Annotated in this window: 26 protein-coding genes; 10 read left to right on the top strand and 16 right to left on the bottom strand. The window is 41.0% G+C overall.

The genetic code is table 11. From position 1 onward, the window contains the following. Positions 1-51: 51 nt before the first annotated feature. The 8 genes from AC13CS_RS01225 (at position 52) to AC13CS_RS01190 (ending at position 7,775) form a co-directional block, all read left to right on the top strand. The gene (locus AC13CS_RS01225; protein ID WP_293163838.1) at positions 52-1,017 is read left to right on the top strand and encodes a Gfo/Idh/MocA family protein; all 966 of its coding nucleotides are present in this window, start codon (positions 52-54) and stop codon (positions 1,015-1,017) included. A gap of 53 nt (positions 1,018-1,070) precedes the next feature. Continuing rightward, positions 1,071-1,958, top strand: a complete 888-nt coding sequence (locus AC13CS_RS01220; RefSeq protein ID WP_293163841.1) for a 3-hydroxybutyryl-CoA dehydrogenase — start codon at positions 1,071-1,073, stop codon at positions 1,956-1,958. Positions 1,959-1,964: 6 nt separating this feature from the next. Then, entirely contained in the window at positions 1,965-3,200 is a 1,236-nt protein-coding gene (locus AC13CS_RS01215) for a DUF1015 domain-containing protein (protein ID WP_293163844.1), read from the top strand. A 313-nt stretch (positions 3,201-3,513) separates the two neighbouring features. Next, on the top strand, positions 3,514-4,173 hold the full coding sequence (locus AC13CS_RS01210; protein WP_293165244.1) for a YggS family pyridoxal phosphate-dependent enzyme: 660 nt from the start codon (positions 3,514-3,516) through the stop codon (positions 4,171-4,173). A gap of 14 nt (positions 4,174-4,187) precedes the next feature. Then, on the top strand, positions 4,188-5,522 hold the full coding sequence (locus AC13CS_RS01205) for an exonuclease domain-containing protein (protein ID WP_293163847.1): 1,335 nt from the start codon (positions 4,188-4,190) through the stop codon (positions 5,520-5,522). 3 nt (positions 5,523-5,525) lie between these two features. Next, positions 5,526-6,371: an ion transporter gene (locus AC13CS_RS01200; RefSeq protein WP_293163850.1), complete on the top strand. Its 846-nt coding sequence runs from the start codon at positions 5,526-5,528 to the stop codon at positions 6,369-6,371. Continuing rightward, positions 6,368-7,291, top strand: a complete 924-nt coding sequence (gene miaA / locus AC13CS_RS01195) for a tRNA (adenosine(37)-N6)-dimethylallyltransferase MiaA (RefSeq protein WP_293163853.1) — start codon at positions 6,368-6,370, stop codon at positions 7,289-7,291. The genes AC13CS_RS01200 and miaA overlap by 4 nt, the downstream gene beginning before the upstream one ends. Beyond that, a complete protein-coding gene (locus AC13CS_RS01190) occupies positions 7,284-7,775 on the top strand; it encodes a gluconokinase (protein WP_293163858.1) in 492 nt (163 codons plus the stop codon). Before miaA ends, AC13CS_RS01190 begins: the two co-directional genes overlap by 8 nt. Positions 7,776-7,935: 160 nt before the next feature. Here the strand turns inward: AC13CS_RS01190 and AC13CS_RS01185 are convergent, their stop codons facing one another. From AC13CS_RS01185 to AC13CS_RS01115, 15 genes are all read right to left on the bottom strand, one after another. Then, on the bottom strand, positions 7,936-8,280 hold the full coding sequence (locus AC13CS_RS01185; RefSeq protein ID WP_482888331.1) for an IS1/IS1595 family N-terminal zinc-binding domain-containing protein: 345 nt from the start codon (positions 8,278-8,280) through the stop codon (positions 7,936-7,938). 266 nt (positions 8,281-8,546) lie between these two features. Next, positions 8,547-9,011, bottom strand: a complete 465-nt coding sequence (locus tag AC13CS_RS01180) for a hypothetical protein (protein WP_293163861.1) — start codon at positions 9,009-9,011, stop codon at positions 8,547-8,549. 539 nt (positions 9,012-9,550) lie between these two features. After that, positions 9,551-10,267, bottom strand: coding sequence for a response regulator transcription factor (locus tag AC13CS_RS01175; RefSeq protein ID WP_163627842.1), 717 nt, complete (start codon positions 10,265-10,267; stop codon positions 9,551-9,553). A 9-nt stretch (positions 10,268-10,276) separates the two neighbouring features. After that, entirely contained in the window at positions 10,277-11,860 is a 1,584-nt protein-coding gene (locus AC13CS_RS01170) for a sensor histidine kinase (protein WP_293163865.1), read from the bottom strand. Positions 11,861-11,924: 64 nt separating this feature from the next. Beyond that, on the bottom strand, positions 11,925-12,518 hold the full coding sequence (gene coaE / locus AC13CS_RS01165) for a dephospho-CoA kinase (RefSeq protein ID WP_293163868.1): 594 nt from the start codon (positions 12,516-12,518) through the stop codon (positions 11,925-11,927). After that, a complete protein-coding gene (locus AC13CS_RS01160) occupies positions 12,515-13,471 on the bottom strand; it encodes a CdaR family protein (protein ID WP_293163871.1) in 957 nt (318 codons plus the stop codon). Before AC13CS_RS01160 ends, coaE begins: the two co-directional genes overlap by 4 nt. Before the next feature lies 1 nt (position 13,472). Next, positions 13,473-14,480, bottom strand: coding sequence for a glycosyltransferase (locus tag AC13CS_RS01155; RefSeq protein WP_293163873.1), 1,008 nt, complete (start codon positions 14,478-14,480; stop codon positions 13,473-13,475). 54 nt (positions 14,481-14,534) lie between these two features. Continuing rightward, a complete protein-coding gene (locus AC13CS_RS01150) occupies positions 14,535-15,347 on the bottom strand; it encodes an SDR family oxidoreductase (RefSeq protein WP_293163876.1) in 813 nt (270 codons plus the stop codon). A gap of 127 nt (positions 15,348-15,474) precedes the next feature. Next, complete coding sequence (recN, locus tag AC13CS_RS01145) at positions 15,475-17,127, bottom strand: DNA repair protein RecN (protein WP_293163879.1); 1,653 nt, start codon at positions 17,125-17,127, stop codon at positions 15,475-15,477. A 258-nt stretch (positions 17,128-17,385) separates the two neighbouring features. Continuing rightward, positions 17,386-18,276, bottom strand: coding sequence for a type IX secretion system protein PorD (porD, locus tag AC13CS_RS01140; protein ID WP_293163881.1), 891 nt, complete (start codon positions 18,274-18,276; stop codon positions 17,386-17,388). Continuing rightward, positions 18,269-19,474 (bottom strand): bifunctional phosphopantothenoylcysteine decarboxylase/phosphopantothenate--cysteine ligase CoaBC, encoded by a 1,206-nt coding sequence (gene coaBC / locus AC13CS_RS01135; protein ID WP_293163884.1) that lies wholly within the window; start codon positions 19,472-19,474, stop codon positions 18,269-18,271. Before coaBC ends, porD begins: the two co-directional genes overlap by 8 nt. 3 nt (positions 19,475-19,477) lie before the next feature. Next, complete coding sequence (locus AC13CS_RS01130) at positions 19,478-19,804, bottom strand: DNA-directed RNA polymerase subunit omega (RefSeq protein ID WP_163627834.1); 327 nt, start codon at positions 19,802-19,804, stop codon at positions 19,478-19,480. A 24-nt stretch (positions 19,805-19,828) separates the two neighbouring features. After that, complete coding sequence (locus tag AC13CS_RS01125; protein ID WP_293163889.1) at positions 19,829-20,662, bottom strand: outer membrane protein assembly factor BamD; 834 nt, start codon at positions 20,660-20,662, stop codon at positions 19,829-19,831. A gap of 108 nt (positions 20,663-20,770) precedes the next feature. Next, positions 20,771-21,661: a 4-hydroxy-tetrahydrodipicolinate synthase gene (dapA, locus tag AC13CS_RS01120; RefSeq protein WP_293163892.1), complete on the bottom strand. Its 891-nt coding sequence runs from the start codon at positions 21,659-21,661 to the stop codon at positions 20,771-20,773. A gap of 4 nt (positions 21,662-21,665) precedes the next feature. After that, on the bottom strand, positions 21,666-22,199 hold the full coding sequence (locus tag AC13CS_RS01115; RefSeq protein ID WP_293163895.1) for a DUF6913 domain-containing protein: 534 nt from the start codon (positions 22,197-22,199) through the stop codon (positions 21,666-21,668). 7 nt (positions 22,200-22,206) lie between these two features. On the opposite strand from AC13CS_RS01115, the gene AC13CS_RS01110 reads away from it, so the two are divergent. Together AC13CS_RS01110 and AC13CS_RS01105 are read left to right on the top strand one after the other, a co-directional pair. Beyond that, complete coding sequence (locus tag AC13CS_RS01110) at positions 22,207-23,028, top strand: 5'-nucleotidase (RefSeq protein WP_293163898.1); 822 nt, start codon at positions 22,207-22,209, stop codon at positions 23,026-23,028. Between the two features lie 204 nt (positions 23,029-23,232). Then, entirely contained in the window at positions 23,233-24,144 is a 912-nt protein-coding gene (locus tag AC13CS_RS01105; RefSeq protein WP_293163901.1) for a metallophosphatase, read from the top strand. Between the two features lie 783 nt (positions 24,145-24,927). On the opposite strand, the gene AC13CS_RS01100 is transcribed toward AC13CS_RS01105, so the two are convergent. Next, the coding region (locus AC13CS_RS01100) for a BspA family leucine-rich repeat surface protein (protein ID WP_482888330.1) at positions 24,928-26,561 on the bottom strand (1,634 nt) is incomplete at its 5' end.

The raw sequence follows: 26,561 nt of genomic DNA, 5'->3' as shown, positions 1-26,561 counted from the left end.
AAATTTATGGAAACTGGCTTCATATCCGTATTTTTGACAAAAACAGGTAATATGCTAAAAGTTGGTGTCCTGGGAGCAGGACATTTAGGAAAAATACACCTAAGGCTCTTAAACCAATCGGACAACTATGAACTTGTAGGGTTTTACGATCCGGACGAGATCAATGCTAAAAAAGTAGCTGCCGAATTTGGTTATTCCCATTACGAAAACATCAACAATTTGATAGATGCTGTGGATGTTGTTGACATTGTAACACCAACATTGTCCCATTTTGATTGTGCAAAAAAAGCCATTGAAAAAGGGAGGCACGTCTTTATAGAAAAGCCCATTACCAACACGCTGGAAGAAGCCGAGGAGCTACTGCAACTATCCAAAAAACATGGCGTAAAAGGTCAGGTAGGACACGTGGAGCGCTTCAACCCCGCATTTTTGGCCGTGAAGGACAAAATCGAGAACCCCATGTTCATCGAAACGCATCGCTTGGCGGAGTTCAACCCCAGAGGTACGGATGTCCCCGTAGTTTTGGATTTGATGATCCACGACATTGATGCGATTTTGAGCGTGGTTCCTTCCGAAGTGGAAAAAATCAATGCAAGTGGCGTTTCCGTAATCAGTCAATCGCCCGATATCGCCAATGCGCGCATTCAGTTTAAAAATGGCTGTGTGGCCAACCTTACCTCTAGCCGTATTTCTTTGAAGAATATGCGTAAGTCTCGTTTTTTTCAGCGGGACGCTTACATTTCTGTTGACTTTTTAGAGAAAAAAGTGGAAGTGGTAAAAATGAAGGACGCTCCCGAAAACCCAGGGGATTTTGATATGATCCTTCAAAATGCCGAAGGAGAAAAGAAACAAATCTATTTTGAAAACCCCGAGATAGACGTCAACAATGCCATTTTGGACGAGTTGGAAACCTTTGCCGATGCCATAAACAACGATACTGATCCCATTGTAAGTTTGGAACAAGGCACCAAAGCACTCCGCGTGGCCCTTCAGATAATTGAATCTTTCGATAATTAATATATTGTCGTTCTCGACCATACTCGAATTGACAATACTTTAAACAATATACTATGGAAAAAATAGCGGTAATCGGTGCTGGAACCATGGGAAATGGAATCGCCCATGTTTTCGCACAAAACGGATATAAGGTCAATTTGGTGGATATTGCACAGGCTTCCTTGGACAAAGGTTTGGCCACCATTACCAAAAATTTGGATAGAATGATTGCCAAAGAGGTAATTGATGAAGCCAAAAAAGAGGCTACTCTTGGCAATATTTCCACTTATACCAATTTAGAAGAAGGCGTCTCCGATACGGATTTGGTGGTTGAAGCTGCTACGGAGAATTTAGACATTAAACTAAAGATTTTTAAGGAATTGGACAACATCTGCAAAGCAGAAACCATTTTGGCCACCAACACATCTTCCATTTCAATAACTCAGATTGGTGCTGCCACCAATCGCCCTGAAAAAGTAATCGGAATGCACTTTATGAATCCTGTTCCGATTATGAAGTTAGTGGAAATCATTCGTGGATACAGCACATCGAACGAGGTAACGGAGACCATTATGGATCTATCGAAAAAATTGGGTAAAACCCCAACCGAGGTAAACGATTACCCTGGATTTGTGGCCAATCGTATTTTAATGCCCATGATCAATGAGTCCATCGAGACACTTTACAATGGCGTAGCTGGGGTTGAGGAAATTGACACCGTAATGAAATTGGGCATGGCACACCCCATGGGCCCGCTTCAATTGGCCGATTTTATTGGGTTGGATGTTTGCCTTTCCATTTTGAACGTGATGTACGATGGATTCAAAAACCCAAAATACGCTCCTTGTCCCCTACTCGTTAATATGGTGATGGCGGGCAAGCTCGGTGTAAAATCAGGTGAAGGTTTTTACGATTATTCCGAATCCAGAAAAGCAGAAAAGGTTTCCGCTCAATTCAAATAAGAATTCATGGCCATTGTAAAGCCTTTTAAGGCCATACGCCCTACAAGGGACAAAGCTTTTTTTGTTGCATCGCGCTCCTACGAAGAGTATTCCAAAGAGGAGTTAAAGGCGATACTTCAGTACAATCCTTTCTCTTTTCTGCACATCATCAACCCGGGATTCAAGTTTGAAAAGAACATCAAAGGCAAAGAACGATTTGGTCTCGTGCACAATCGGTATTTGGAGTTTTTGGAGGAAAACATCTTTCAAAAAGATGAGGAACCAAGTTTTTATCTATATCAAATTGAAAAAGATGATTTTAAGAGCTTGGGGTTCTTTTGTGCTTGCAGCGTTGATGATTACCGAAACAATGTCATCAAAAAGCACGAAGACACCATTCAAGATCGTGAAGAGTTGTTTGCCGACTACTTGCATACCGTAGGCTTTAACGCAGAGCCGGTTTTAATGACCTATGAGGACAATGAATTAGTGGATGAAATCTTTCAGCGTAAAATAGAACGGAAACCCGAGTACGATTTTACCACCACCGATAGAGTCAACCATAAACTTTGGAAAATCTCGTATCCCGAAGGGATTGAAAAATTGGAAAGGGCCTTTGGCGACCTCGATGCGCTTTATATTGCCGATGGACATCACCGCAGTGCCTCATCGAACTTGTTGGCAAACCTAAAAAAATCACAGAACGAGAATCACACGGGTGAGGAAGCCTACAACTATTTTATGGCCTACCTGATTCCGGAATCACAAATGCGAATTTCTGAGTTTAATCGTATGGTGAAAGATTTGAACGGATTCTCCAAAAAAGAGTTTTTAATAAAACTTGATCAACATTTTAGAATCGAAAAAAGGGATGATGGGCTTTGCAAACCTTCTAAAAAACATGAGTTTAGCATGTATTTGGAAGGTGAGTTCTACACGCTCCATTTTAGAAAAACAAACCACGAGTTTACCGATGCCCTGAGTAAATTGGATACTCAAATTCTGTACAAGACCGTTTTAGAGCCCATTTTGGGCATTACCGATTTGAGGAACGACAAACGGATTTGCTACGGGTATGGCAAAAACAACCTTATCCAGATGAAAGATTTGGTGGACTCCGGCAGCTACGCCGTTGGTTTTAGCCTAGTCCCCACCACTATTGAAGAAATTAAGGCAATTGCCGATGCAGGTTTGGTAATGCCCCCAAAAAGCACGTATATTGAGCCTAAGCTCCGTAGTGGGCTGGCTATTTATGAATTGTAAATTTTAACCCATAGTGTATTTTGATAATATTATGGTCAAAAACCGTCAGTTCGAGTTTTTTCAGAAGGAAAAAGTACCTGCCTGCCTGCCGGCAGGTCGAGAACAAGGTTTATGCTTAAGAAAATTCTTTTCTCGATACATTTTTTTGACCTTCGGTTCAAAAAACCACTCGAAATGACGAATTTTTCATCAAAATGCACTACGAGTAATTTTATTGTCATTCCTGCGCCCCGTTCTTCAACGGGATAAAAAAGCAGGAATCCATTAACCAAAAAAGATTCCGCATCAAGTGCGGAATGACATTAAGAACATTATGCCTATAAAAGATAATCTTAATAAAATAAAATCTGAACTTCCCGAGGGAGTTACCTTGGTCGCTGTTTCCAAAACCAAGCCTAAAGAGGACATTTTGGAGGCTTACGAAGCCGGACAACGCATATTTGGTGAAAACAAAGTGCAGGAGATGGTTCAAAAATGGGAAGATTTGCCCAAGGACATCGAATGGCACATGATTGGCCATGTACAGCGCAATAAGGTCAAATACATGGCCGAGTTTGTTTCCTTGATCCACGGGGTGGACAGCCCAAGGTTGTTGAAGGAAATCAACAAACAAGCTAAAAAGCATGATCGCGTGATTCCCTGCTTGCTCCAAATCCATATTGCGGAAGAAGACACCAAATTTGGTCTGGACGAAAAGGAATTGTACGAGCTTATCAGCTCTGATGACTTCAAGGCGATGGAAAACATCAAAATTGTAGGTTTGATGGGTATGGCGACTTTTACAGATGACAAAAACCAAGTGCGCAAGGAGTTTGCACAACTTAAATCCATGTTCGATGACCTCAAATCAAAATTGGACGATATTACCATACTTTCCATGGGCATGAGCGGCGATTACAAAATTGCCATTGAGGAAGGCAGCAATATGGTACGGATCGGAAGCAGTATATTTGGGGCTAGAAACTATTCATAAACCATTCATTTTCCATGTACTCTATACTCGACATTGAAAGCACGGGAGGAAAATACAATGAGGAAGGCATTACCGAGATTGCCATCCATAGGTTTGATGGGCACCAGATAGTTGACAAATTCATCTGTTTGGTCAATCCTGAAAGGGAAATACAACCTTTTGTAGCAAAGTTGACAGGTATCAACAACAAAATGCTACGTTCCGCACCCAAGTTTCACGAAGTGGCCAAACGCATTGTGGAAATAACGGAAGGAACTATTTTGGTGGCACACAATGCGCAGTTTGATTACCGTATCCTCCGAACTGAGTTCAGAAGACTTGGTTACGATTATCAACGAAAAACGCTTTGTACTGTCGACCTATCCAAACAACTGATTCCAGAAGCAGAATCGCACAGTTTGGGAAAGTTGGCCCGTTCACTCGGTATTCCCATGAGCGATAGGCACCGTGCCAACGGTGATGCACTGGCTACTTTGAAACTCTTTAAGTTGTTGTTGAACAAAGATTCGGACAAAAGAATTATTACCGAGGTCATCCGCGAGGAGACCCATGGGGAGCTTTCTCCCAACCAGTTGGATATGGTTTTTAGTCTGCCATCGGAAACGGGTGTGTACTATATGCACGACAAAGACGGAGAAATCATCTTTTTGGGAAAAACAAAGGATATCAAGAAGCGGGTAAACCAACATTTTACCAATGTGGGCAAACTGGCACGGAAACTTCAAAAAGAAACAAAAAGAGTAACATACGAAACCACGGGAAGTGAGCTTATAGCCATATTGAAGGCTTATTTGGAGCAAAAAAAGAACAAACCAAGATACAACCACGTTTCCAATAAAAAACTTTTTACCCACACCATAGATTTTAGTCAAAATGGAACCGAACATATTGTTTTGGAGGTAGAAAAAAACAAGTCGCTCGAACCTAAAAAAATGGCATTTAACGGAACTCAAGCGGCAAAGAGCTTTTTAAACAAAATATCGGACGAATTTGAGCTTTGCCCTTCCTCTTTGGGGACAGATGTGCCAAATTCCCATCAAGAGTCAGTAGGCATCAACGCATTAGACTGTAACGAAAAAGTGCTTTCCGCTTTTGATCGGTACAGCATCCAAAATAAAAATATGGCGTTGATAGACCGCGGCAGGGAAACCGGGGAGCGCAGTTTTATATTAATCAAGAATGGTGAACTTCAAGGATTTGGTTATGTGGAACTCAACCATCAAATCAATAATATTCATATCTTGGAGTCTATTATGACCCCAATGCGGAGTGATGAAAACACCACTTTTATCGTGGAAACCTATCTGAGAAAAAACAACCGACTTAAGACCATACCACTAACCCCTTGATCGTTGAAAGAATATAAGCCACAATCTAAATGGAAAAACAAACTTCATGAGGTTATTTATGAGGCGGACACTCCATCGGGTAAGCTTTTTGACATTGTTCTTTTTATCCTGATCATTATCAGTGTTATTTTGGTGATGTTGGAGAGTGTTGATGAATTTGACCAACACTACCATAAAACCTTGTTAACCCTTGAATGGGTGGTAACGATTTTCTTCACCTTGGAATATATTGCACGCTTGATCAGTATTAAAAAACCATGGAAGTACGTTTTTAGTTTTTATGGGATCATCGATTTCTTATCAACTATACCCCTTTACCTCTCCTATATATTGGCGGGCTCACAAGTCTTGTTGGCGGTAAGGGCGTTCCGCTTGCTACGGATTTTCAGAATACTGAAACTCGTTAAATTTATGGGCGAAGCTTCCCAGTTACAGTCAGCCTTAAAAGCCAGTCGGGCCAAAATTGTTGTTTTTATCTACGTGGTTTTGATTTTATCGGTAATCATGGGCACTTTAATGTATCTTATTGAAGGGGACGAGGCAGGGTTTACCAGTATTCCACGGAGCATTTATTGGACTATAGTTACGCTCACTACCGTTGGGTATGGAGATATTGCTCCACAGACCAATTTGGGCCAACTCCTTGCTACTGTGATCATGATTTTGGGTTACGGAATCATCGCCGTACCTACTGGAATCGTGACTGCGGAATTTACCCGAAACAAAAAAGGCAACGAGGCAAGTAACAAGGGTACAGTTCATTTAAACACGCAAGCCTGTCCCAGTTGTTCGGCAGAAGGCCATCGAGATGATGCTACGCATTGCTATAATTGTGGACACCCGTTATGAGTACAAAAATTTTATTAGCTGTGGTAGGGCCTACCGCTATTGGGAAAACCTCACTTGGAATCCAATTGGCAAAGCACTTTGGTGCTGAAATAATCTCCGCCGACTCCAGACAGTTTTTTAAGGAAATGGAAATAGGGACGGCTGTTCCGTCCAAAGAGGAATTGAACGAGGTACCCCATCATTTTATACAGCACAAAAGCATTTTTGAACCCTATTCCGTTGGTGATTTTGAGAAGGAAGCCATTAAGCTATTGGATAGTTTATTTCAAAAAAAAGATATTGCCGTAATGGTTGGCGGTAGTGGGCTTTATGTTGATGCGGTTGTATCCGGATTGGACAAATTCCCGGAGGTTGACCCGAAAATAAGGGAATTGTTGAATAAAAAACTACAGGAGGAAGGATTGGAAAGTCTTCAAAAAGAATTGAAGCAAAGAGATCCCGACTATTACAAAATTGTTGATCGGGGCAACCCACATAGGCTGATTAGAGCTTTGGAGGTGTGCGTAGCCGCCAACAAACCTTACTCTTTTTTCTTGGGCCAACCCAAAGCCAAAAGGGGGTTCAAAACGCTTTATATTGGCATTGAAGCACCAAGAGAAGTTATTTATGAACGGATAAATGCCAGAGTAGATCTTATGATGAAGACAGGATTGCTGGAGGAAGCAAAAAAACTATATCCGTACAGAAAACTGAATGCCTTGCAAACAGTTGGTTACAAAGAACTTTTTGAATATATTGGTGGGCATTGCGGTTTAGACTTTGCTGTTTCAGAAATTAAAAAAAACACAAGACGATTTGCAAAGCGGCAACTTACATGGTTGCGCAAAAATGAAGCTATTTTGTGGGTGCCTTATGATGGTGAGCCAAACCAGGTACTACAAATGGTTACAGACCAACTAAAAACCAACCTTTATGCCTAACGGTAAAACAGTGATAGTAGTTATGGGAGTGAGTGGCTCCGGAAAAACAGAAATCGGAAAACTGCTTTCACAAAAACTCTCCCGCCCATTTTACGATGGTGACGACTTTCATCCCGAAGCGAACATAAAAAAAATGAGCTCTGGGAACCCTCTAAATGATGACGACCGTAAAGAATGGTTGATACAGCTCAATAAATTGGCCGTAAAACATCGGGACAAGGGTGCCATAATTGCTTGTTCCGCACTAAAAAAGAACTACAGGAGCATTTTACGTGCAGGTATGGGGGATAATATGGCCTTTGTTTATTTGAACGGGTCTTTTAAATTAATACAATCTAGATTGAACAAAAGAAAAGGGCATTTTATGAGTGCTCAACTTTTGCAATCACAATTTGATACACTGGAACCCCCATCCAAAGCAATTACCGTTTCCATAGAGCACCCACCAAAAAAGATTGTTGAGGAGATCATGAAAAAGCTTTAAATTCTGATTTGGTTAGTACGATTACAGCCGATAATCTTAAACATATTGATAATCAATGGGTTTTGACTTTAGTTTATCCTAGCGTAGCCGAATGGAATATGGAAAATCTCGTCACCCTGAACGAACTGGCTTCAGGGTCTCACTCGTATGGGATTCCGAATCAAAGTTCGGTCTTTTGCCCTATAAAACTCCAAAGCTCATCAACTTCGTAAATGCAACCGTGCTTTGCTATGCATGGCGACTTTATACACTTACTTATTTTTATTGTTCTGGTGAGTACTGTTTTGGGAGAAATCCCCAAGATTCTTGAAATGCCCCGCACCCCACAACCTTCTTTTAACAACGCTTTAATAAGTGGATCCACTTGGGGCTCATAGGCTTTAAAATGGTATTGTAGTTGAAACGATTTTTGGCATAGTTTGCACTTGTAGCGCTGATTGCCTTTTTGTTTTCCATTCTTTATGGCATATCTATTACAGTTGGGGCAGCGTTTTTTTCCATCCACTAATCCACTACACGATGGTAAGAAGAAACCTTATATCATAAGGTTTAATGAATGTTCTTGTTACAAAGAACCCCATACAACGACAAAAACCAGTATCCGAAAAGCATCCAAAATACTGGTTTTTAATTATTTAAATTCAATAATTGAAAAAACAACTATTTTACTACATTACCAAAATGAGTTGCTGTTGATTATTGGATATTGTGTTAAAATTAATGTTTTACTAAATGATCGAATTTTACTTGAAAACTTACTTCTTAAAACTACTAGCTAGTTATTACCATGATTTCCATTCTTCTTTCTATAAATGAGGATTCAAATTTCTCTCTAGATATTCCATTTGAAAATAATTTTGACAGGGTGTTTTCCCCAAAAATCTTGGAATATTCTATTTCGCCTTCTTCAGTAATTAACCTAAAACTATCATTATAAAAATGTACCTCAAATGAATTAACCGTATCCATCCTTTGATTTTTCAAAAAATGTAGTTTTCCTCCAGAAAAAGAATAGTCGATTGGTATCCTAAAATCTAATACTTCAGAGACAAAGAAATGTACTTCTTTTCCATCAAAGAATACTTCTTGATATGAAAATTGATGGTCAATCGTATTTTTAGAAATATACCAATCACCTCTCAGTGAACCACCTTCTTGAAATTTATCAGTAGCTACACAATTGCTCATAATCCCAACTACAATTACGTATTTTAAAAGGTTGTTGCTTAAATGCATTGTCATTTGTTTATAATATATCTTCCATTTCGAAACATAATTCTGTTTTGTTTTTGACTAACTAGCTCTACAAATTAACGAAAAAAAAAAGGTGTTGTAGGTTTCCTAAATCTAAGCTGTTAAAATTACTTGGATTAAGTTTGGACGCAAAATAGGCATCCAAATAACCAGCCTTTTTTTTGTTTAGCGGCTCAGGTCTTGTAAACCTCAGAATGATCGCATTTAATCTATTTTGATCACTATGAGTAAAAAGTTATTAGTAGACTGAATAGGCTTTGTCTTGAACATTAATGATGATAATTTATCAGTAGCAAGTACTTTACCCCACACAACATCATCAATTTCTGGAGAATCAGCAAAGCTATTTCCAAATACCAATGAATTCAAATAAGTTAACTTTGCTGTGCCCCCATATAGAGCGACTGTAATTAGACTACTCCCCTCGCTGGTGCAAGCATCATGCTTGTGCCTACGCTGTCTTTTTCACTTAATTATGGCACGAGCCATGAGGCTCGCGCCAACAAGAGGTGAAATTTGTTCTATTGCTCGTTTTCAGCTTTTACAACAAGCCTAAAACCTTCTCCATGAATGTTAAGGATTTCTACCAAGTCGTCTTTTTTGAGATATTTTCTCAACTTGGCGATGTACACATCCATACTTCTGGAAGTGAAATAGTTGTCATCTCGCCAGATTTTGGTCAACGCCAACTCCCTTGGCATCAAATCGTTTTCGTGAAGTGCCAACAAACGTAACAGCTCGTTCTCTTTTGGAGATAGTTTGATGGGCTCTTCTTCCTTATATTTTAAAAAACGAAGTTTGGAGTTTAAATGGAAATTTCCGATTTCGAATTCAAATTGCTTGCTATCGGCCAAAGAACTTGAAGCTTTTCTTTGAAGGATAGCCTTCAATTTCATAAGTAAAACCTCAGAATCGAAAGGTTTGTTCAGGTAATCGTCCGCTCCCGCTTTGTACCCTTTTAGAACATCCTCTTTCATGGTCTTGGCAGTAAGAAAGATAATCGGAACGTTTTCGTTCTTTTCACGGATTTCCTTTGCCAAGGTAAATCCATCCTTATAAGGCATCATTACGTCCAAAATACAGACATCGTAGTTGTCTTTTTTGAACTTCTCAAAACCCTCCATTCCATTTTTGGCCAGAACAACATCAAAATCGTTCATGTTCAAATAATCTTTCAGGACAATTCCAAAATTTGGATCGTCCTCTACCAATAGTATCTTCTTTTTCTCTGTTTCCATAGTTTGCTTTTAAATTAAAGGTAGTTTAATAAAGAAGGTGCTTCCTTTTCCTTTTTCACTTTCTGCATAAACTTCACCTTGATGATCATCTATAATTCGTTTTACGTAGGCCAACCCTAATCCGTGGCCTTTAACGTTGTGTATGTCGCCGGTATGTTCCCGGTAAAATTTTTCAAATACTTTTTTGAGCACAGCCTTGCTCATACCTGCTCCTTGGTCCTGCACTTTTATAATGATGCTGTTTTTCACCACTTCGGTGTATACATCAATTTTAGGTGTTTCTGGAGAATACTTTACCGCATTGTCCAGAATGTTCACCATCACATTGGTCATGTGCATATCGTTCGCCAATACTTCCGAGCGTTCGGCATCAAGGTGGGCTTTTGCATATCCTCCCCTATCCTGCACAATCAGTTCAATATGAGCGATGGCGTCAGTAATAATATCGTGCATATTGACCCTGTCCTTACTAATGTCCAACTGGTTTTTTTCCAATTTGGATATTCTCAGAACATTTTCCACCTGTGCATGCATACGTTTATTCTCATCTCGAATCATGCCCAAATAGCGCAACACTTTTTCCTTGTCCTCAATGGATTTTGGATTTCGAATTGCCTCTACCGCCAAATTTATGGTCGCAATGGGTGTTTTGAACTCATGCGTCATGTTATTGATAAAGTCTGACTTGATCTCAGAGATGCGCTTTTGCTTGATCAATTGGTAAATGGCGCTAGAGTATGCCAGCATAATCACCAATGTAAAAACCAGTGAGAGTAATGCCATTCCCATTACAGAACCAAATATGTAGCGCTTCATACTGGGGAATGTTAGCAATAGTGAAAAATTGGACATGCCTTCACTATCCTTAAAAATGGGAGCCTTGTACATTTTAGAGCCCGAAAATTTAAATTTCCTAGACCGTACTTTGGTGGGGTAACCTTGGCTGTACACTCCATATTCATAGTCTATATATATGTTCCTATTGCTAAGTTCTTGGCTAAGGAGCAGTTCCAGTTCTTGCTTGGAGACCCGTTTATGGATAGGTTGAATTTTGGCGTATTCCATAAAAACATCCTCCCATTGGGCCTTTTCAATACTGCTTAGCTTACCAATATTGGTTACTTTTTCTATGGGGGTTAGGTTATAACTTTTTCCATCAAGACCGAACTCCTCTTTAAAAACACTTTTGGTTCTTCGGCTTGTAATGTTTTTAAGAGTAGTGGTATCCTTGCCACCCAATGTATTATCAAAGAACGCTGAGGTTATATTGTAATCTTCTTCAAGAATTCCATGGGAGTAAAAAAGAATTTCATCGGAATTGAGATCCCGTTCTACAAACATGAAATTTTTGTATTGTGCACTTTTAGGTTCACCAACGCTATCCGCCAGAGAAGCCAAACGGTCGGAGTATTCCTTCATCTCCCGCTTCTCCACCCTACTTGCCACTTTGTCCAATATATCTGTGACTGTTCTTGAGAATTGTTCCTCTTTATCGTTTATGGACGTCTGTATCCAATAAACTTGCACGAAAATTATCCCTAAAAGGGATAAACTCATAAGAACAACCAGAAGAACGAATAGCTTCTTGTTCATTGGTGTAAAATTAAAAATTTAACATTTAGTAATTTTAGCGTTTAACCAAAACTTAACATAAATGTTAAAATTTAGATGCTAAAGCTAAAAGTTTGAGGTGTAGTTCTTTAACCTTTCTTTTGGTTTTGCCCAATTCAAGGTTTTCTATTGAAAAATCGGTTAAATCGAGCTTTTGTTTATCTTTCAATTGGTTGTTTATCCGATCAACAACAGCTTGCTTTTCAACTTTATCCCTGTCCATTACTCTTTTAATCCGAGTTTCTACAGGTGCTGTTACTAAGATAGTACAATCATATTTGTCCTGGGCATCATTTTCAAAAATCAATGCAGTTTCTTGTATTACATAGGGCGATTTTTGACGGTTGGCCCACTCCAAAAAATGCTTTCGAACCGCCGGATGTACAATCCCATTGAGTTTTTCGAGCAACTCAGGGTCCTTAAACACTTTATCCGCTATGTACGGCCTGTTCAAACCATCTTTACCATAAGCCTCCCTACCCAACAAATCCATGATGGTTGCTTTAACTTCTGTTGATGTCTCCATTAACTTTTTGGCCTCCATATCAGAATCATACACAGGAATACCAAGTTCCTTGAACATTTTGGCCACGGTACTTTTTCCACTTCCTATCCCTCCTGTGAGTCCAACTATCATCATTGCTGTTCCAAAACAAAATTTACAGTGTTTTCTTCAAGCCTTATATCGTATACTTTTTGTGGGCTTTGTGTAATCTCCAAGAACAAAGTACTGCTTTCAGCCCCATTTAATTGTCCATAATCTGCAACAATTTCAAAGTCGGAGGCCGAAATTTCCTTCAAACGCTCAATAGTCGCCTTGCACAACACGGTTACTGAATTGGGAAAGGTCCTTACTTGATACCCTTCTGGAATATTCAGCACTTGCACAGGTACCTCAAAAATCTTTTCTGAAAACCTTGAGATCTTACCAAAAACCTTTGCCCTACCTACCGAAAAAATACTGTTGTCCAATCCTTTTGGGAAGATCAGGGTAACTTCGTTGGAAAAATCGGCATTGACGTTGGTTAGTTGTATGGATGATGTTTTTATTGATTTAATGGTATCAATTTCATTTTTTGGTCCTTTCACCTCAACCGAATCCGGTGAAACCTTAATTTTCCCATCCAGAATATAGTTTTGCTGAAGCTGTAAATCCACTCTCGCCTGTATGGGTATCTTCTTGGAATCCACTTGGTACAAGTCTATTTCCAGTTGGTTCCTGTCCAAATCCAAAAGCGATATGTTCTGTGATAATTGCTGATCCATTTGTCTCCTCAACACCTCCTTGCTCAACACATAATCCCCATTTTGGAATTCTACTTCAGAGACATCAACATCAATACGGCGCTTAAAAATTTTATAGTATAAAAATTGAAAACCGCTGGTTCTGAGTTTGACTTCAATTTCATCATTTGAATTCTTCCCCAACAACAACGAATCCGGAAGATTACGATAGTTTAGCGTAAAGTAGGTACGAGACTCATACGTTTCGGACAGGTTGCTAATAAACCACGCCAAAAAAGAGCATAACAGAAACAGCGAAAACACTTTCGCTTTCTTTTGATTGAGGCCGTTCAATACCTTTTTAAACACTTTAATTTTTCTTGAAAAATAGTTTGGGAAACAATTCCTCTGGATTCTTATTACTAAAGTTAAGCAACATTGTGGACTTGAAAAAACCAATTCCATATCCCGTAAATTGGGTCAAAGCCGCATAAATGGCTAAAATGGCCACCTTTATGTCTTTGTTCCGTATTAAAGCATCCAAAAACAATATTGAAAAATAAAACACATACAGCATTAAAGGCAACCAAAGCCTTGCAATAGCCAAGATTATGGCAACGCACAATCCCAACATAAACAAAGTTGGAAACCAGTAAGTCGGTTTTGCCGTTCCGGGATGCCACTTGTTGAGTATGGGGCGAACCATCCCAAATTTATTCACCTGAATATAGAATTTATTCCAGTTTATACGCCTTTTATGGTACACAAAAGCTTTTGGGAACAATCGGGTTTCAAACCCTGCTTTCCAAACCCGGAAAGTAAGGTCCGGGTCTTCGCCCGGATGAATTCTGCCAAAACCTCCCGTTTTTTCAAAAGCATTTTTGGAAATGCCCATGTTAAAGCTACGGGGTTGAAACTTTCCTACAGCCTTTTCCCCTCCCCTTATGCCTCCAGTGGTAAAAAAAGAGGTCATTACATAGTTTATGGCCTTTTGTACAGTGGTGAACGAAGCATCTGCGGAATCGGGGCCACCAAAACAGTGTACAAACTCCCTTGTTAGTTCCTTGTCCACTTCGGACAAATATTGCTTTGGCAGGATACAGTCCGAATCCAGAATGATGAAATAATTTCCTTTGGCATGTTGCATTCCAAAATTTCTGGAGTCCCCGGGTCCCGAATTTTTCTTGAAGTAGTAGGAAATGTTCAACTTGCCCTGAAACCTATCCACTACTTCCTCCGAACTTTGTGAAGACCCATCCTCAACAACAACCACCTCAAAATCTTTCTGGAAGTCTTGTTTTTGAAGGCTTTCCAAGAGTTCCCGAACTTCTTCGGGTCTATTGTAAACCGGGACCACTATGGAAAAAAAAGTGTTCATCTCAAACAGAAAAGCCACCCTAAAAAGAGTGGCTTCCCATATATTTTTTAAAGTTTATTTCGAAAACTCATCGATTACTTCTTGACTTACCCCTGTATTGGAGAACCCACCATCATGGAACAAGTTCTGCATGGTCACTTTTTTGGTCAAATCCGAGAAAAGTGATACCGTATAGTTGGCACAATCATCTGCGGTGGCGTTGCCCAATGGCGACATTTTTTCCGCGTAGTTGATGAATCCATCAAACCCTTTTACACCCTGTCCGGCTGTGGTCGGGGTCGGAGATTGGGAAATTGTGTTCACTCTCACCTTGTGTTCTTTTCCAAAGAAATAACCAAAGCTTCTTGCCACGGACTCCAAATAGGCCTTGTTGTCCGCCATATCGTTATAATCTGGGAATGTTCTCTGCGCAGCCATGTAGGTCAAAGCAACTATACTTCCCCATTGGTTCATCGCTTCAGCTTTATAAAGCGACTGCATAACTTTATGGAAAGATAATGCCGATACGTCCCAGCCTTTTTCCGTAAAGCTATAGTTTTCATCTGTGTAATGTCTTCCTTTTCTAACGTTTACGGACATACCGATGGAATGGAGCACAAAATCCAGTTTTCCTCCCAAAATCTCCATGGATTTCTCCACCAAGTTTTTCAAGTCCTCCTCGTTAGTGGCATCGGCGGGAATAATTTCTGAATTGGTTTTTTCCGCAAGTTCATTTATTTGCCCCATTCGCATGGCGATGGGTGCGTTGGTAAGCACAAACTCACCCCCTTCTTCATGAACACGTTCTGCAGTTTTCCAAGCAATGGAGTTTGCATCCAGAGCACCAAAAATGATTCCTTTTTTACCTTTTAAAAGATTGTATGCCATAATTTCTTGCAATTGTTGATTGTGTGACAAAGATATTTAAACTATTTTGATTGTTAACATCCTTAAGAATATAGATTTCTGTCATCCTGAACTTGATTCAGGGTGACGAGTTTTTCATCAAAATACTTTATTGCAATAGCTCCTTGGCGTGGGCCAAAGCGGATTCGGATAAGGACTTACCACCTAACATTTCGGCCAGTTCACGTACACGCTCATCCGTGCTTAATTGTTTGATGTGTGTGCTTGTTCCTTCCGCACCTTCTTCTTTATAGACCTTGAATTGGTATTTTCCTTTTGATGCGACCTGCGGCAAGTGGGTAATGGAAAAGACTTGCATGGTACTGCTCATTTGCTGCATAATCTCCCCCATTCGGTTTGATATTTCTCCCGAAACCCCTGTGTCGATTTCATCGAACATCATGGTGGGCAGATTTTCATACTCGGCCAAAATAGATTTTATAGTCAGCATAATACGGGAAAGTTCCCCGCCTGATGCTACTTTTTTCAGTTCGCCATAATTGGAACCCTTGTTCGCAGAAAACAAGAATACCAGATCATCTTTTCCATTGGTTTTGAACGATTTGGACGGATTTACCTTAATATTAAAAGTAGCTGATGGCATACCTAAAGATGCCAAGTTTGCCTGAAGCCTTTCGTTCAACTTTGGAATGACGGCTTTTCTACCATCGCTTATTTTTTGGGCCCATGCTTCCACTTTTTTGGTAATCTCAGAAACCTCTTCTCTTTTTGCTTTGATTTTGGACTCAATATTGGCCACGGCATCCACTTTTTGAGTCAAATCTTCGCGAATGGCAATCAATTCGGATACTGAATCGGTATGGTGTTTTTTCTGTAAATCATAGAGTTGCTGCAATTTCCCATTGACTACTTCCAAACGTTCTGGGTCAGCTTCCACACTTTCCTGTAATTGCTCCAGTTCAGAAGCAATATCGTCAGTTTCAATCAATACGGATTGAATTCTATCGCTCAACGATTTATAGTCAGCCCCAAAATCCGTTAAACCTTGAAATGCCCGTTTTAAATCGGTAAGGCGGCCCACAATGCCCAATTGTTCATCGTTCAACAATTGATGGCCTGCGGACAATTGCTCCATAATCTGCTCCACATTGTTCAATTGCTCATATTCGGCCTCTAACTCTTCCTGCATGCCTTCTTTGAGCTTTGCAGCCTCTAATTCTTCAAGCAAAAAACTGTTGTAGTCGTGTTCCTTATCTGCTTCAGTCTGAAAATCTTCCAATTTTTGAAGTTCTTTGGATGCCGTTCGTAATCTTTCAAGCTCTTCGGCGTATGTTGACAAGTTTTCTGAGTTGTCGGCCAGAGCATCCAATACCTTCATCTGGAAATCATTTTCGGTAAGTCGCATGGTCTGGTGCTGGGAGTGCACATCCACCAATTGGTCGCCCAATGTCCGCATCACATCCAAAGTAACGGGGGAATCGTTCACAAATGCCCTGGATTTTCCGCTGGGCAGTATTTCCCGACGAAGAATGGTTTTGTCATCATAATCCAAATCATTGTCCTCAAAAAAAGACTGGAGTTGGTATTTGGACACATCGAACTCTGCCTCTATCACGCATTTTTGTGCCGTATTTTTTAACGATGATAGGTCGGCGCGTTTTCCCAATACCATGGAAAGACCTCCCAAAAGAATTGATTTCCCTGCGCCCGTTTCACCCGTTATTGTAGTGAATCCGTTGGAAAACGAAACACTTACATCATCAATGAGTGCATAATTTTGGATGGATAGATTTACTAGCAATATCGAAGATTTTACCCGTAAAGATAAACCTCTTTATAGAACTGCACTAACCCATTGTGCATTTTGAAAAAATTCGTCATTTCGAGTGGATTTCACGATAGCATGAGTGAAATTTGTATCGAGAAAAAGAATTTTTGTCTAAAAAAGTTCTCGATACATTTCGGCACCGCTCAATGCAACGCGATTTTTCGTTCCTCAAAATCACTCGAACTGACGCCTAGAACTGAGCTGTATGTTCAAAATGCACAACAGATTGAACTAGTAATTTATTTCATTCCATGTGCTGGAATAAAATGGAGCCACTTTGTTTAGGGTTTCCTTGAGTTTTACAATGTCCACTTTGGGACCATCGGAAAAGATGTTCTGGATTTCCTCGGACTTGGCATCAAAAAAAGTCTGAATCAAAAAGGCATTGGGCCTTCGGCTTATAAGGGTTTCAAATAAACGTAGGCTTCCTGCAATGATTTGTTTGCCCGTACTGTTATTGTCCGCCAAGATATCGAGCCCTTTTCTGTGGTAGTTGTACATGGCGATGCGATATTCCCTAAAAGAGTTGCTCAATAGGTTGTCGACCAATTCAAAACGGCTACGATCACCTGTATCCTGACTCCATCCGCTGTAACTGGAACTTTGTGCCTGTGTTACAATATTTTGGGCCTGGCGGTAGAAATCGTTTCCGCCTTCCAAGGAAAAGGTATCGGCATCCAACCCTAAAATAATATACATGTAGTACGAAATAACACCTACTAAATTGGAATCGAAATTGTTTGGATTATACACCAAAGGTTGAAATTCCTGATACTGAAAATTGAAGGAATTGTCCTTGTAATTGAACACGGGACTTTCATAAGTGGTATTGAATACGGGTCGTGTAGACTGAATTTGGATATTGGCCTCAAAATGGTCCGATTCGTATTGAGTTACCGTAATAAACATACGTGCATTTACCCGCTCATTTTCACGATAAGTCCTGTTCGTCCACTTTGTTTTGTTCACAAAATCGTTGAGGGAACGTTCCAAAGTCCTAAAAATCTGCTGGTTGGTCTGTCCCACTTGGTCAGAGTTCACGGTTACCTCACAATTCAGTTCTTGCGCTGGGAGAGCAAGGGTAACAAGCAATAGAAAAATGGAAAACAGTATGTTACGCATGGATTCTGGAGATAATTTCTTGCCAAATATCGGAAGCCACTTCGGGCTTCGTCTTCAAATCAAACGTTTTTATGTTCGAATTCTTATCTATAAAGGTGATTTTATTCGTGTTGCCTCCAAATCCCGCACCATCATCTTTTAATGAGTTAAGGATAATGCCGTCCAAATGTTTTCTTTTGAGCTTGCCTTTGGCATTTTCCAGTTCGTTCTGGGTCTCCAAGGCAAAACCTACCAAAAATTGATTCTTTTTGTTTTCGCCGAGCGACATGAGAATATCCGGAGTACGTTCCAACTCTATGAACATTTCACCCTCCTTTTTCTTTACTTTTTCCGCTGCGATAGATTTAGGTCGATAATCAGCCACTGCAGCAGCACAAATGGCAACATCCATGTCTGCATAATAATTATGGCATGCTTCGTACATTTCCTGTGCAGAAGTTACCCGAATCAGTTGAATGGAATTGTGGTTGATGTTCAAATGCGTTGGACCTGAAACCAAAATAACCTTTGCTCCCAAATCGCCTGCTTTTTTGGCCAGTTCAAATCCCATGGTTCCGGTGGAGCGATTTCCCAAAAAACGAACGGGATCAATAGCCTCCTGTGTTGGGCCTGCCGTAATCAGTACTTTTTTTCCTGATAGCGGGAGTCCTTTGGCTAAATCTTCCTGAATGAATGTTACAATGTTCTCAGGTTCTGCCATACGACCTTCTCCGTGCAAGCCGCTAGCCAATTCGCCAGATTCCGCTGGAATCATGGTGTTGCCAAAAGATTCAAGTTTATCCAGAGAGTTCTTGGTGGAAGGATGCTTGTACATATCCAAATCCATGGCAGGAGCAAAGTAAACAGGGCATTTGGCCGATAAATAGGTTGCCAAAAGCAAATTGTCGCAGGTTCCATTGGCCATTTTCGATAACGTGTTGGCCGTGGCTGGCGCAATCAACATTATATCTGCCCAAAGACCGAGTTTCACGTGGTTGTTCCAGGACAGGCTTCCATCCTCTTCGTTCACAAAATCCATCAAAACTGGGTTCTTGGAAAGTGTGGAAAGCGTAAGTGGAGAAACAAAAGAGCTGGCGCTCTGGGTCATTACAATTTTGACCTGGGCACCAGCTTTAATCAGTAAACGAACAAGAAATGTGGTCTTGTACGCGGCAATTCCCCCGGAAATTCCTAAAAGGATATTTTTACCGCCAAGCATTTCTTAAGCGTCTTTCGCTGTATTCCTGTAGTAAATTTTATCCTCCAACCACTCTTGTACTGCCAAAGCGTGTGGTTTTGGCAACTTTTCGTAAAACTTGGAAACTTCGATTTGTTCTTTGTTTTCGAACACTTCTTCCAAGCTGTCGCTGTATGTGGCGAATTCTTCAAGCTTTTCCAATAACTCCTTTTTTATTTCTGAATTGATTTGGATCGCTCTTTTGGCCGTGATGGAAATGGCTTCGTAAATGTTTTCGGTTTTTTCGTCAAACTCGTTTCTATTGAGTGTTACTGTGGAAACCGGGGCCTTGGTGTTTTTCAAATCTTGCATGTGCAGTGGTTTAAAAACTAATTTTTATTTGGATAAGGAAGTTGAATATACGCTCAATTCCTGTTGAATCGTTTCAGCAAGTTGGTCTGCTTCTTTTTTGAATTTCGATTCCGGAAAATAGCGTATTAAATTATTATAGGAGTCAAGAGCGTCTTCCAATCGCTCTTTCTTCTTGTCCATTGTACTGTTCAAAGCCAGCTCTGTAGCGGCTTCAATTCGGTAATAAAGGGCTTCTTCCCTATATACCGAACCTGGATTATCAGTTATAAAATTATCGAACGCAGTTATAGCTGAAATTAAAACAGGTAGGTTAAATTTTCCTAATTTGTTGAATTGTTTCGCTATTTCTATCTGTTTCTTCTCTTTCTTGGTGGTCAACTCCTTGGCCATGGCGTTGGCTTCCTCAAAATATTCCGATTCGGAATAATTGTTGATAAAGGTTTGGAGTTTCAACAAGGCTTTGTCTGTTTCCGTTTGATCCAAAGAATATCTTGGAGACAGCATGTAGTAACTTTTTGCTCCCAAAAAGCTCGCTTCTTGGATTTTATCACTTCGTGGATACGATTTTATAAAGCGTTCGAACTGATAGCCTGACAAATAATAGTCACCGTTTTTGAAATAACTGTCGGCAAAAAAGAACATTACCCGCTCTCCTTGGGGCTTACCAACGTATTTGGGCGCAATTTGCTCGAACAAACGAACTGCCCTTTTATAATCACCCTCGTTGTACAGCTTTTCGGCCATATCGTATTTGGCCTTCACATCGGTTTCCTTCAGTACCTTTTGGTACTCGCTACAGGATACAAGGAGTGCCATTGCACAACAAAAAAGGAGTATTGACCTCATATTCAAAAACATTTTGCAAAATTAGTGATATTGAATGGATATAAAAAATGAATTTTCACCACTCAAATGTAAAGGGTACAATGGCCAATCCCCAATAATTTGGGCAACATTTAACGAATTTTAAACATGTGCCCTGTCCAGTGACTTTAGCGAAGCACTTATTTTTTCTTTTAATACAGGGGTCGCTTCAACCAGTGGCAGCCTAACTGTTGCTTTTGAAACACCCTTGCTTTCAAAAATACTTTTGATCCCTGCCGGATTACCTTCCTCAAAAATAAGCGACATTAACGCCGACAGTTTATGGTGTATTCCATAAGCTTCTTTTGCATTGCCCTCCAAACCTAGTTTGATCATATCCGAAAAAAGCGTAGGCAATCCCTGGCCCAAAACCGAGATAACTCCGGCCCCACCGGCCAAAACGGTTGGCAAGGCTGTGGCATCGTCACCGGAAATCACCAAAAAGCTTTCCGGTTTGTTTTTGATGATTTCACCAATCTGCACCAAATCCCCGCATGCTTCTTTAATTCCCACGATATTGGAAAATTCATGGGCCAGCCTTAGGGTCGTTTCGGGCAACATATTGCTTCCTGTCCTAGAAGGCACATTATATAGTACAATTGGTATGGGCGATGCTTCGGCAATCACTTTAAAATGTTGGTATATGCCTTCTTGCGTAGGTTTGTTGTAATATGGCGATACGGAGAGAATGGCATCAATCTCGGACAGATCCAATGTTTTTAATTCGTTGGCCACGGCCATTGTGTTGTTTCCTCCCACACCAAGTATTAATGGAAGCCTGCCAGCATTGGTGCGCACTACAATATCGACCACCAATTGCTTTTCTGCTTGGGAAAGGGTTGCGGATTCGGCTGTTGTTCCCAATACCACCAAATAATCCACACCTCCTTGAATATTGTGTTCAACTATCCTTTCCAAGGCAGCTACATCTACCGATAAATCTTCTCTGAACGGGGTTACCAATGCTACTCCTGTTCCGATCAACTGTTCCATTTGTTCAAATTTCGTTTAAGATCTTTAAATACTTTTTCAACTCACTCTTGAACAATTTAAAATCATTCAAGGGTATGTTTAAGATCAAATCGTTGAGCTTGGGGTCTTGGGCACCTAATCCAACCTTGAGCCGAGCGGGGGTTTTTACGGACAACAGCTTCATCATTAAATTGTCCTCCTCGTAATAATTGACCAACATATCGTATTCCCTGCCCAAAAACTCAAGAACGTAGCTGTTCTCTATTTGGCCCTTCCAACCTAAGTCCTTATCAGAGAACATTTGTATGGTATACGGTGAATTTTTGTCGTACTCCCGCTTATAGCCAATAATTTTTATAGCGTTGGGCCTTAATCCGAACTCATCAATAAGCTCATAAAAGGTCTCCGCCTTCTGGAAATTATCAACATCCACTATGCAGCCAACGCTGGTTATTCCCTTCTCCCTGGTCACGGACTTCGAGGGCTTTTCCATTTCTCCCTGTAAATATTTAAGCCCGGATTTAACCTTAAATTTGTCTTGGAGTCCTTTCAAAAACATATTTTTGATGATTTTTACAAAGGTAAATAATCTACCAAGACGACTTAACAAAGATACGCACGTGGATAATCTAAAATTTAAACAATTTGTTATATTTATAACTTTTTGTTTTTTGCTCTCCTGTAAAAATGATACGGGGAAACTTACGGAAATCAAAGGCAAGCAAATTCCCATCGACTCTACCATTGCCCAAACCGATTCCATAGCCAGCTTTGTGGAACCCTACAAAAACAGAATCAACGAAGTACTGGACAGCACCTTGGCCTACGCTCCAAAACCGCTGTTACTGAACGATGGAGAACGCACCTCATCCATGGGCAACTTAATGGCGGACATTGTTTTTGAACAGGCTTCCCCTATTTTCAATTCCAGAACAGGAAAAAAATTGGATTTTGTGGTGTTGAATGCTGGCGGGGTACGTTCTATAATTTCCGAAGGCGATGTAAGTGCCCGCAATGCTTATGAAGTAATGCCCTTTGAAAACTATATTGAAGTGGTTGAACTAAGCGGTTCTGCTACACGACAGTTGATCAATTTTGTGGCAAAATCTTCCCGCAGGCACCCTGTATCGGGTATTCAAATTATTACGGACAAGAACCGTTCCCTGGAAAACGTGAATATACAGGGACAACCTTTTGACGAAAACCGGAATTACTACGTGGCTACATCCGATTATTTGGTAAATGGCGGTCCCAGTGTTGGTTTTTTTGATGAAATTATTTCAACGACCGAGACCGATTATCTTTTACGAAATGCCATAATCGATTACTTTAAAAAAGTAGACACCTTAAAAGCTGTGGTAGATAATCGTTTTATACAATTGGATTAAGCTAAACTGAGCAACAAAATTTAAAACTACTATTGATTGAAAATCCATAGGTTTTGAAAAACAATGAAACTGTAAACCTTTATTAAGTTATTTGGACGGTACACTTTAATAACTCAATAATCTATAGCTCAATAACTCTTATGATGATATGTACAGAACCCCAAAGCCTTGCACTAAAGTGCAATATAAACTAACAAGTGACCAATGAAAAGAAGGGACTTTATTACCAACACCACTGCTGCCTCCACCTTAATTGGTTTGGGAGGCCTTAGTTTAAGTTCGTGTTCCAATTTAGGGAAAAAGCACATCACAATTTTGCATACCAACGATGTGCACAGCCATATTGATACCTTCCCCGCTTCCCACTCCAAATTTCCAAACTTGGGAGGAATTGCGCGCAGGGCCACTTTGGTGGAACAGATCCGCAACGAAAATCCCAATACGCTGCTTTTTGATGCCGGGGATATTTTCCAGGGTACGCCCTACTTCAACTTTTATGGGGGCGAATTGGAATTTAAACTAATGAGCAAGCTCAAGTACGACGCATCCACCATTGGGAACCACGATTTTGACAATGGCATAGATGGACTGTTGGCACAGATGCCCCATGCCACTTTTGAAATGATTTCCGCCAACTACGACTTTTCCAATACCGTGATGGATGGTTATGTAAAGCCTTATAGAATCTACATGGTCGATGGTGTAAAAATCGGAGTATACGGACTTGGTATTGAATTGGATGGATTGGTGACCCAAAAACTGTACAAAGAAACCCAATACTTGAACCCTTACGAAATTGCCCTTGATATGGAGAAGCAACTGAAAGAGGAAGAACAATGCGATTTGATAGTCTGCCTTTCGCACTTGGGCTACGATTACAAAAATACCGATAGACCGTGCGATACCCGATTGGCACAACAAACCTACCATACTGATTTGATTATTGGCGGACACACACATACCTTTTTGGACAAACCCGATGTACGCACTAACCAAAACGGAAATTCCGTGTTAGTGAATCAAGTGGGGTGCTTCGGCATTAATCTGGGCCGCATCGATTTCTATTTTGATACGGACAAAAATGCTTCTGCAAATGGTGTAAGTATTGCTGTTTGATGTTTGATGTTTGATGTTTGATGTTTGATGTTTGTAAGAAACAAAAAATAACTTTTCGAGCGCCCGCCTGCTGGCAAAGGCAGACAAGAAGTGATAGGTTTGAAGTCCTCCCATAATCCTTCTTCTCTCCTTTGGGGGAGACCAGAGAGGGGACGAGTGCAGCAAAGTAAATTTCCTGCCTACGGCAGACACGGATTCCACGAATGGCCACGAATTGCTTTATGTCATTTCGAACCGACCAACGGGAGCGTGAGAAATCTATTTTTATGATGTGTTCCCAGCTTTCTTTAAAAAATGGATTCCTGCCTTCGCAGGAATGACAAACTCAGGCATCAAGTTCGGAGTTACAAAGTTATTGGGTTATTCGGTTATTGCGCTTTGACACTAATTTCTCGAATTTGCACGAACAGATTTGCTTTTGAACTTCGGGCTTCGGGCATCGGGCTTCCAACATCGAGCAGCAAATAACCGAATAACGCAGTGGGCGGTCAACAGTGTCATTTTGAGCGAAAGCGAAAAATCTCCACCTCCTCAATGTCTGGGAGATTCTTCAATCGCTCTGCTCTTTCAGAATGACAGACATCAAGTGTCAAGTGCATGTTCCAACTTCCAACACCGAGCATCAGCCATCAAACAACCAATAACTCAGCAACTTGAAACCTAAAACCAGAAACGAACACCCGACTTCTAACACCGAGCATCGAGCAGCAAACAACCAAAAACAAAACCACCGAGAAGCATCTAGGCCTCTCAGTGGTATGTCTCAAAATCTATTTTGAAAAATCAATTACATTCCTCAAATGTATATTGACCTGTATAATCCCACGAATGGTTGTCGTACAGGTTTTGGAAAGCACTGTAACCTTCACTACCTAAACAAATGGCTAGATTGTCCAATCCCAAAGTAATTCCTTGGGGGCCATTGTTCTGTTCCACAAAGTTGTTCCATCCTATAAATGTACTGCCCAAATTGGCCTTGGACATCCCAGAGTTATCAAACATATTACTCATGCCTGTTACACTGCCAATACCCCAACTGCCAAGATTTCTATTAAAAGAGGTAGCCCCTTTGAACATTTTGCCCATATAGATTACATTGCTTACATCCCAAGGACTGATATGCCCGTTAAAGGAAGAGGCATCACGGGACATACCACTCATCGTGGTCACATTGCTTACGTCCCAACTGCTGATGTCCCCGTTAAAGGAAGTGGCATTATAGAACATATAACTCATACTGGTCACATTGCTTACGTCCCAATTGCTGATGTCCCCGTTAAAGGAAGTGGCATCATAGAACATTTGATACATCGTGGTCACACTGCTTACATCCCAACTGCTGATATCCCCGTTAAAGGAAGTGGCTCCATCGAACATATTACTCATATCGGTCACATTGGAAAGGTCGGGGACATCCGTGGCATTGTACACCATATTTTCACAATTGTAAAAAGCCCGATTAAAAGACTTCCATTGTATGTTGCCCCATTGTTCCAAGCTTATAAGGTTTTCATAACTAGCAGGAAAAGACATATCAATAGCTGAAAACTCACCCTGTATGGCCACGGTATAGGTGCCCGCTGTGGCATAGATATGGGTATGGGTTTCTTGGATATTATTAGCTTGGGTAAGCTCTTCCACCGTACCATCGCCCCAGTCAATGGTAAAGTCATAGTTGTAATCGTTGTTTATTCCCATATGAATGGTTTCTCCATCGGTCTCGGTCTTCCAAGTGGTAATAAAGGAGTCTGGGTCCTCGGCCATGCCCTCTATCACGTTCTCCACGCTTATCGTTATTGTGGCCTCGGCGGTCTCCTCGCCATCGGTTACGCTTACGGTAATGCTGTGCTCCGTAGCGGTCTCGTAGTCCAAGGTCTTGCCCTCGGCGAGGGTAAGTTCCCCTGCCGCGGTCAGCATAAAGAGGTCGTTGTCGTTCTCGGTCAGTTCAAAGGTAAGCTCGTCCTCGTCGGCATCGGTGGCGGTCACCGTACCTATTACATCAGTATCGGCTATGTCCTCCTTTGCGGTAAACTCCTGTGCCTCGATCTCCGGGGCCGAGTTGGTGGCGCCCTGGGTCACTTTTATGGTGATCTCCGCATTGGCCGTGGTGTTGCCATCGCTCACCCTTACCGTTATACTGTGCTCCGTGGCGGTCCCAAAGTCCAATGTCTTGCCCTCGGCCAAGGTCAGCATCCCTGCCGTGGTCAGTAGAAAGAGGTCGTTGTCGTTCGCGATCAGCTCAAAGGTAAGGTCGTCATCCTCTGGGTCGGTGGCCGCTACCTGTCCGATCTCATCGGAATCGGTGATCGCTTCGGACACTGTAAATTCCTGTGCCTCGATCACCGGGGACTGATTATCTGGGTCGACCGCTGTCACTTTTATGGTCACCGTGGCATCTACTTTGGCCGTGCCATCGG

The sequence above is a fragment of the Flagellimonas sp. B-3 genome (assembly GCF_056857835.1).
This window is presented reverse-complemented; position numbering and strand designations above follow the sequence as displayed.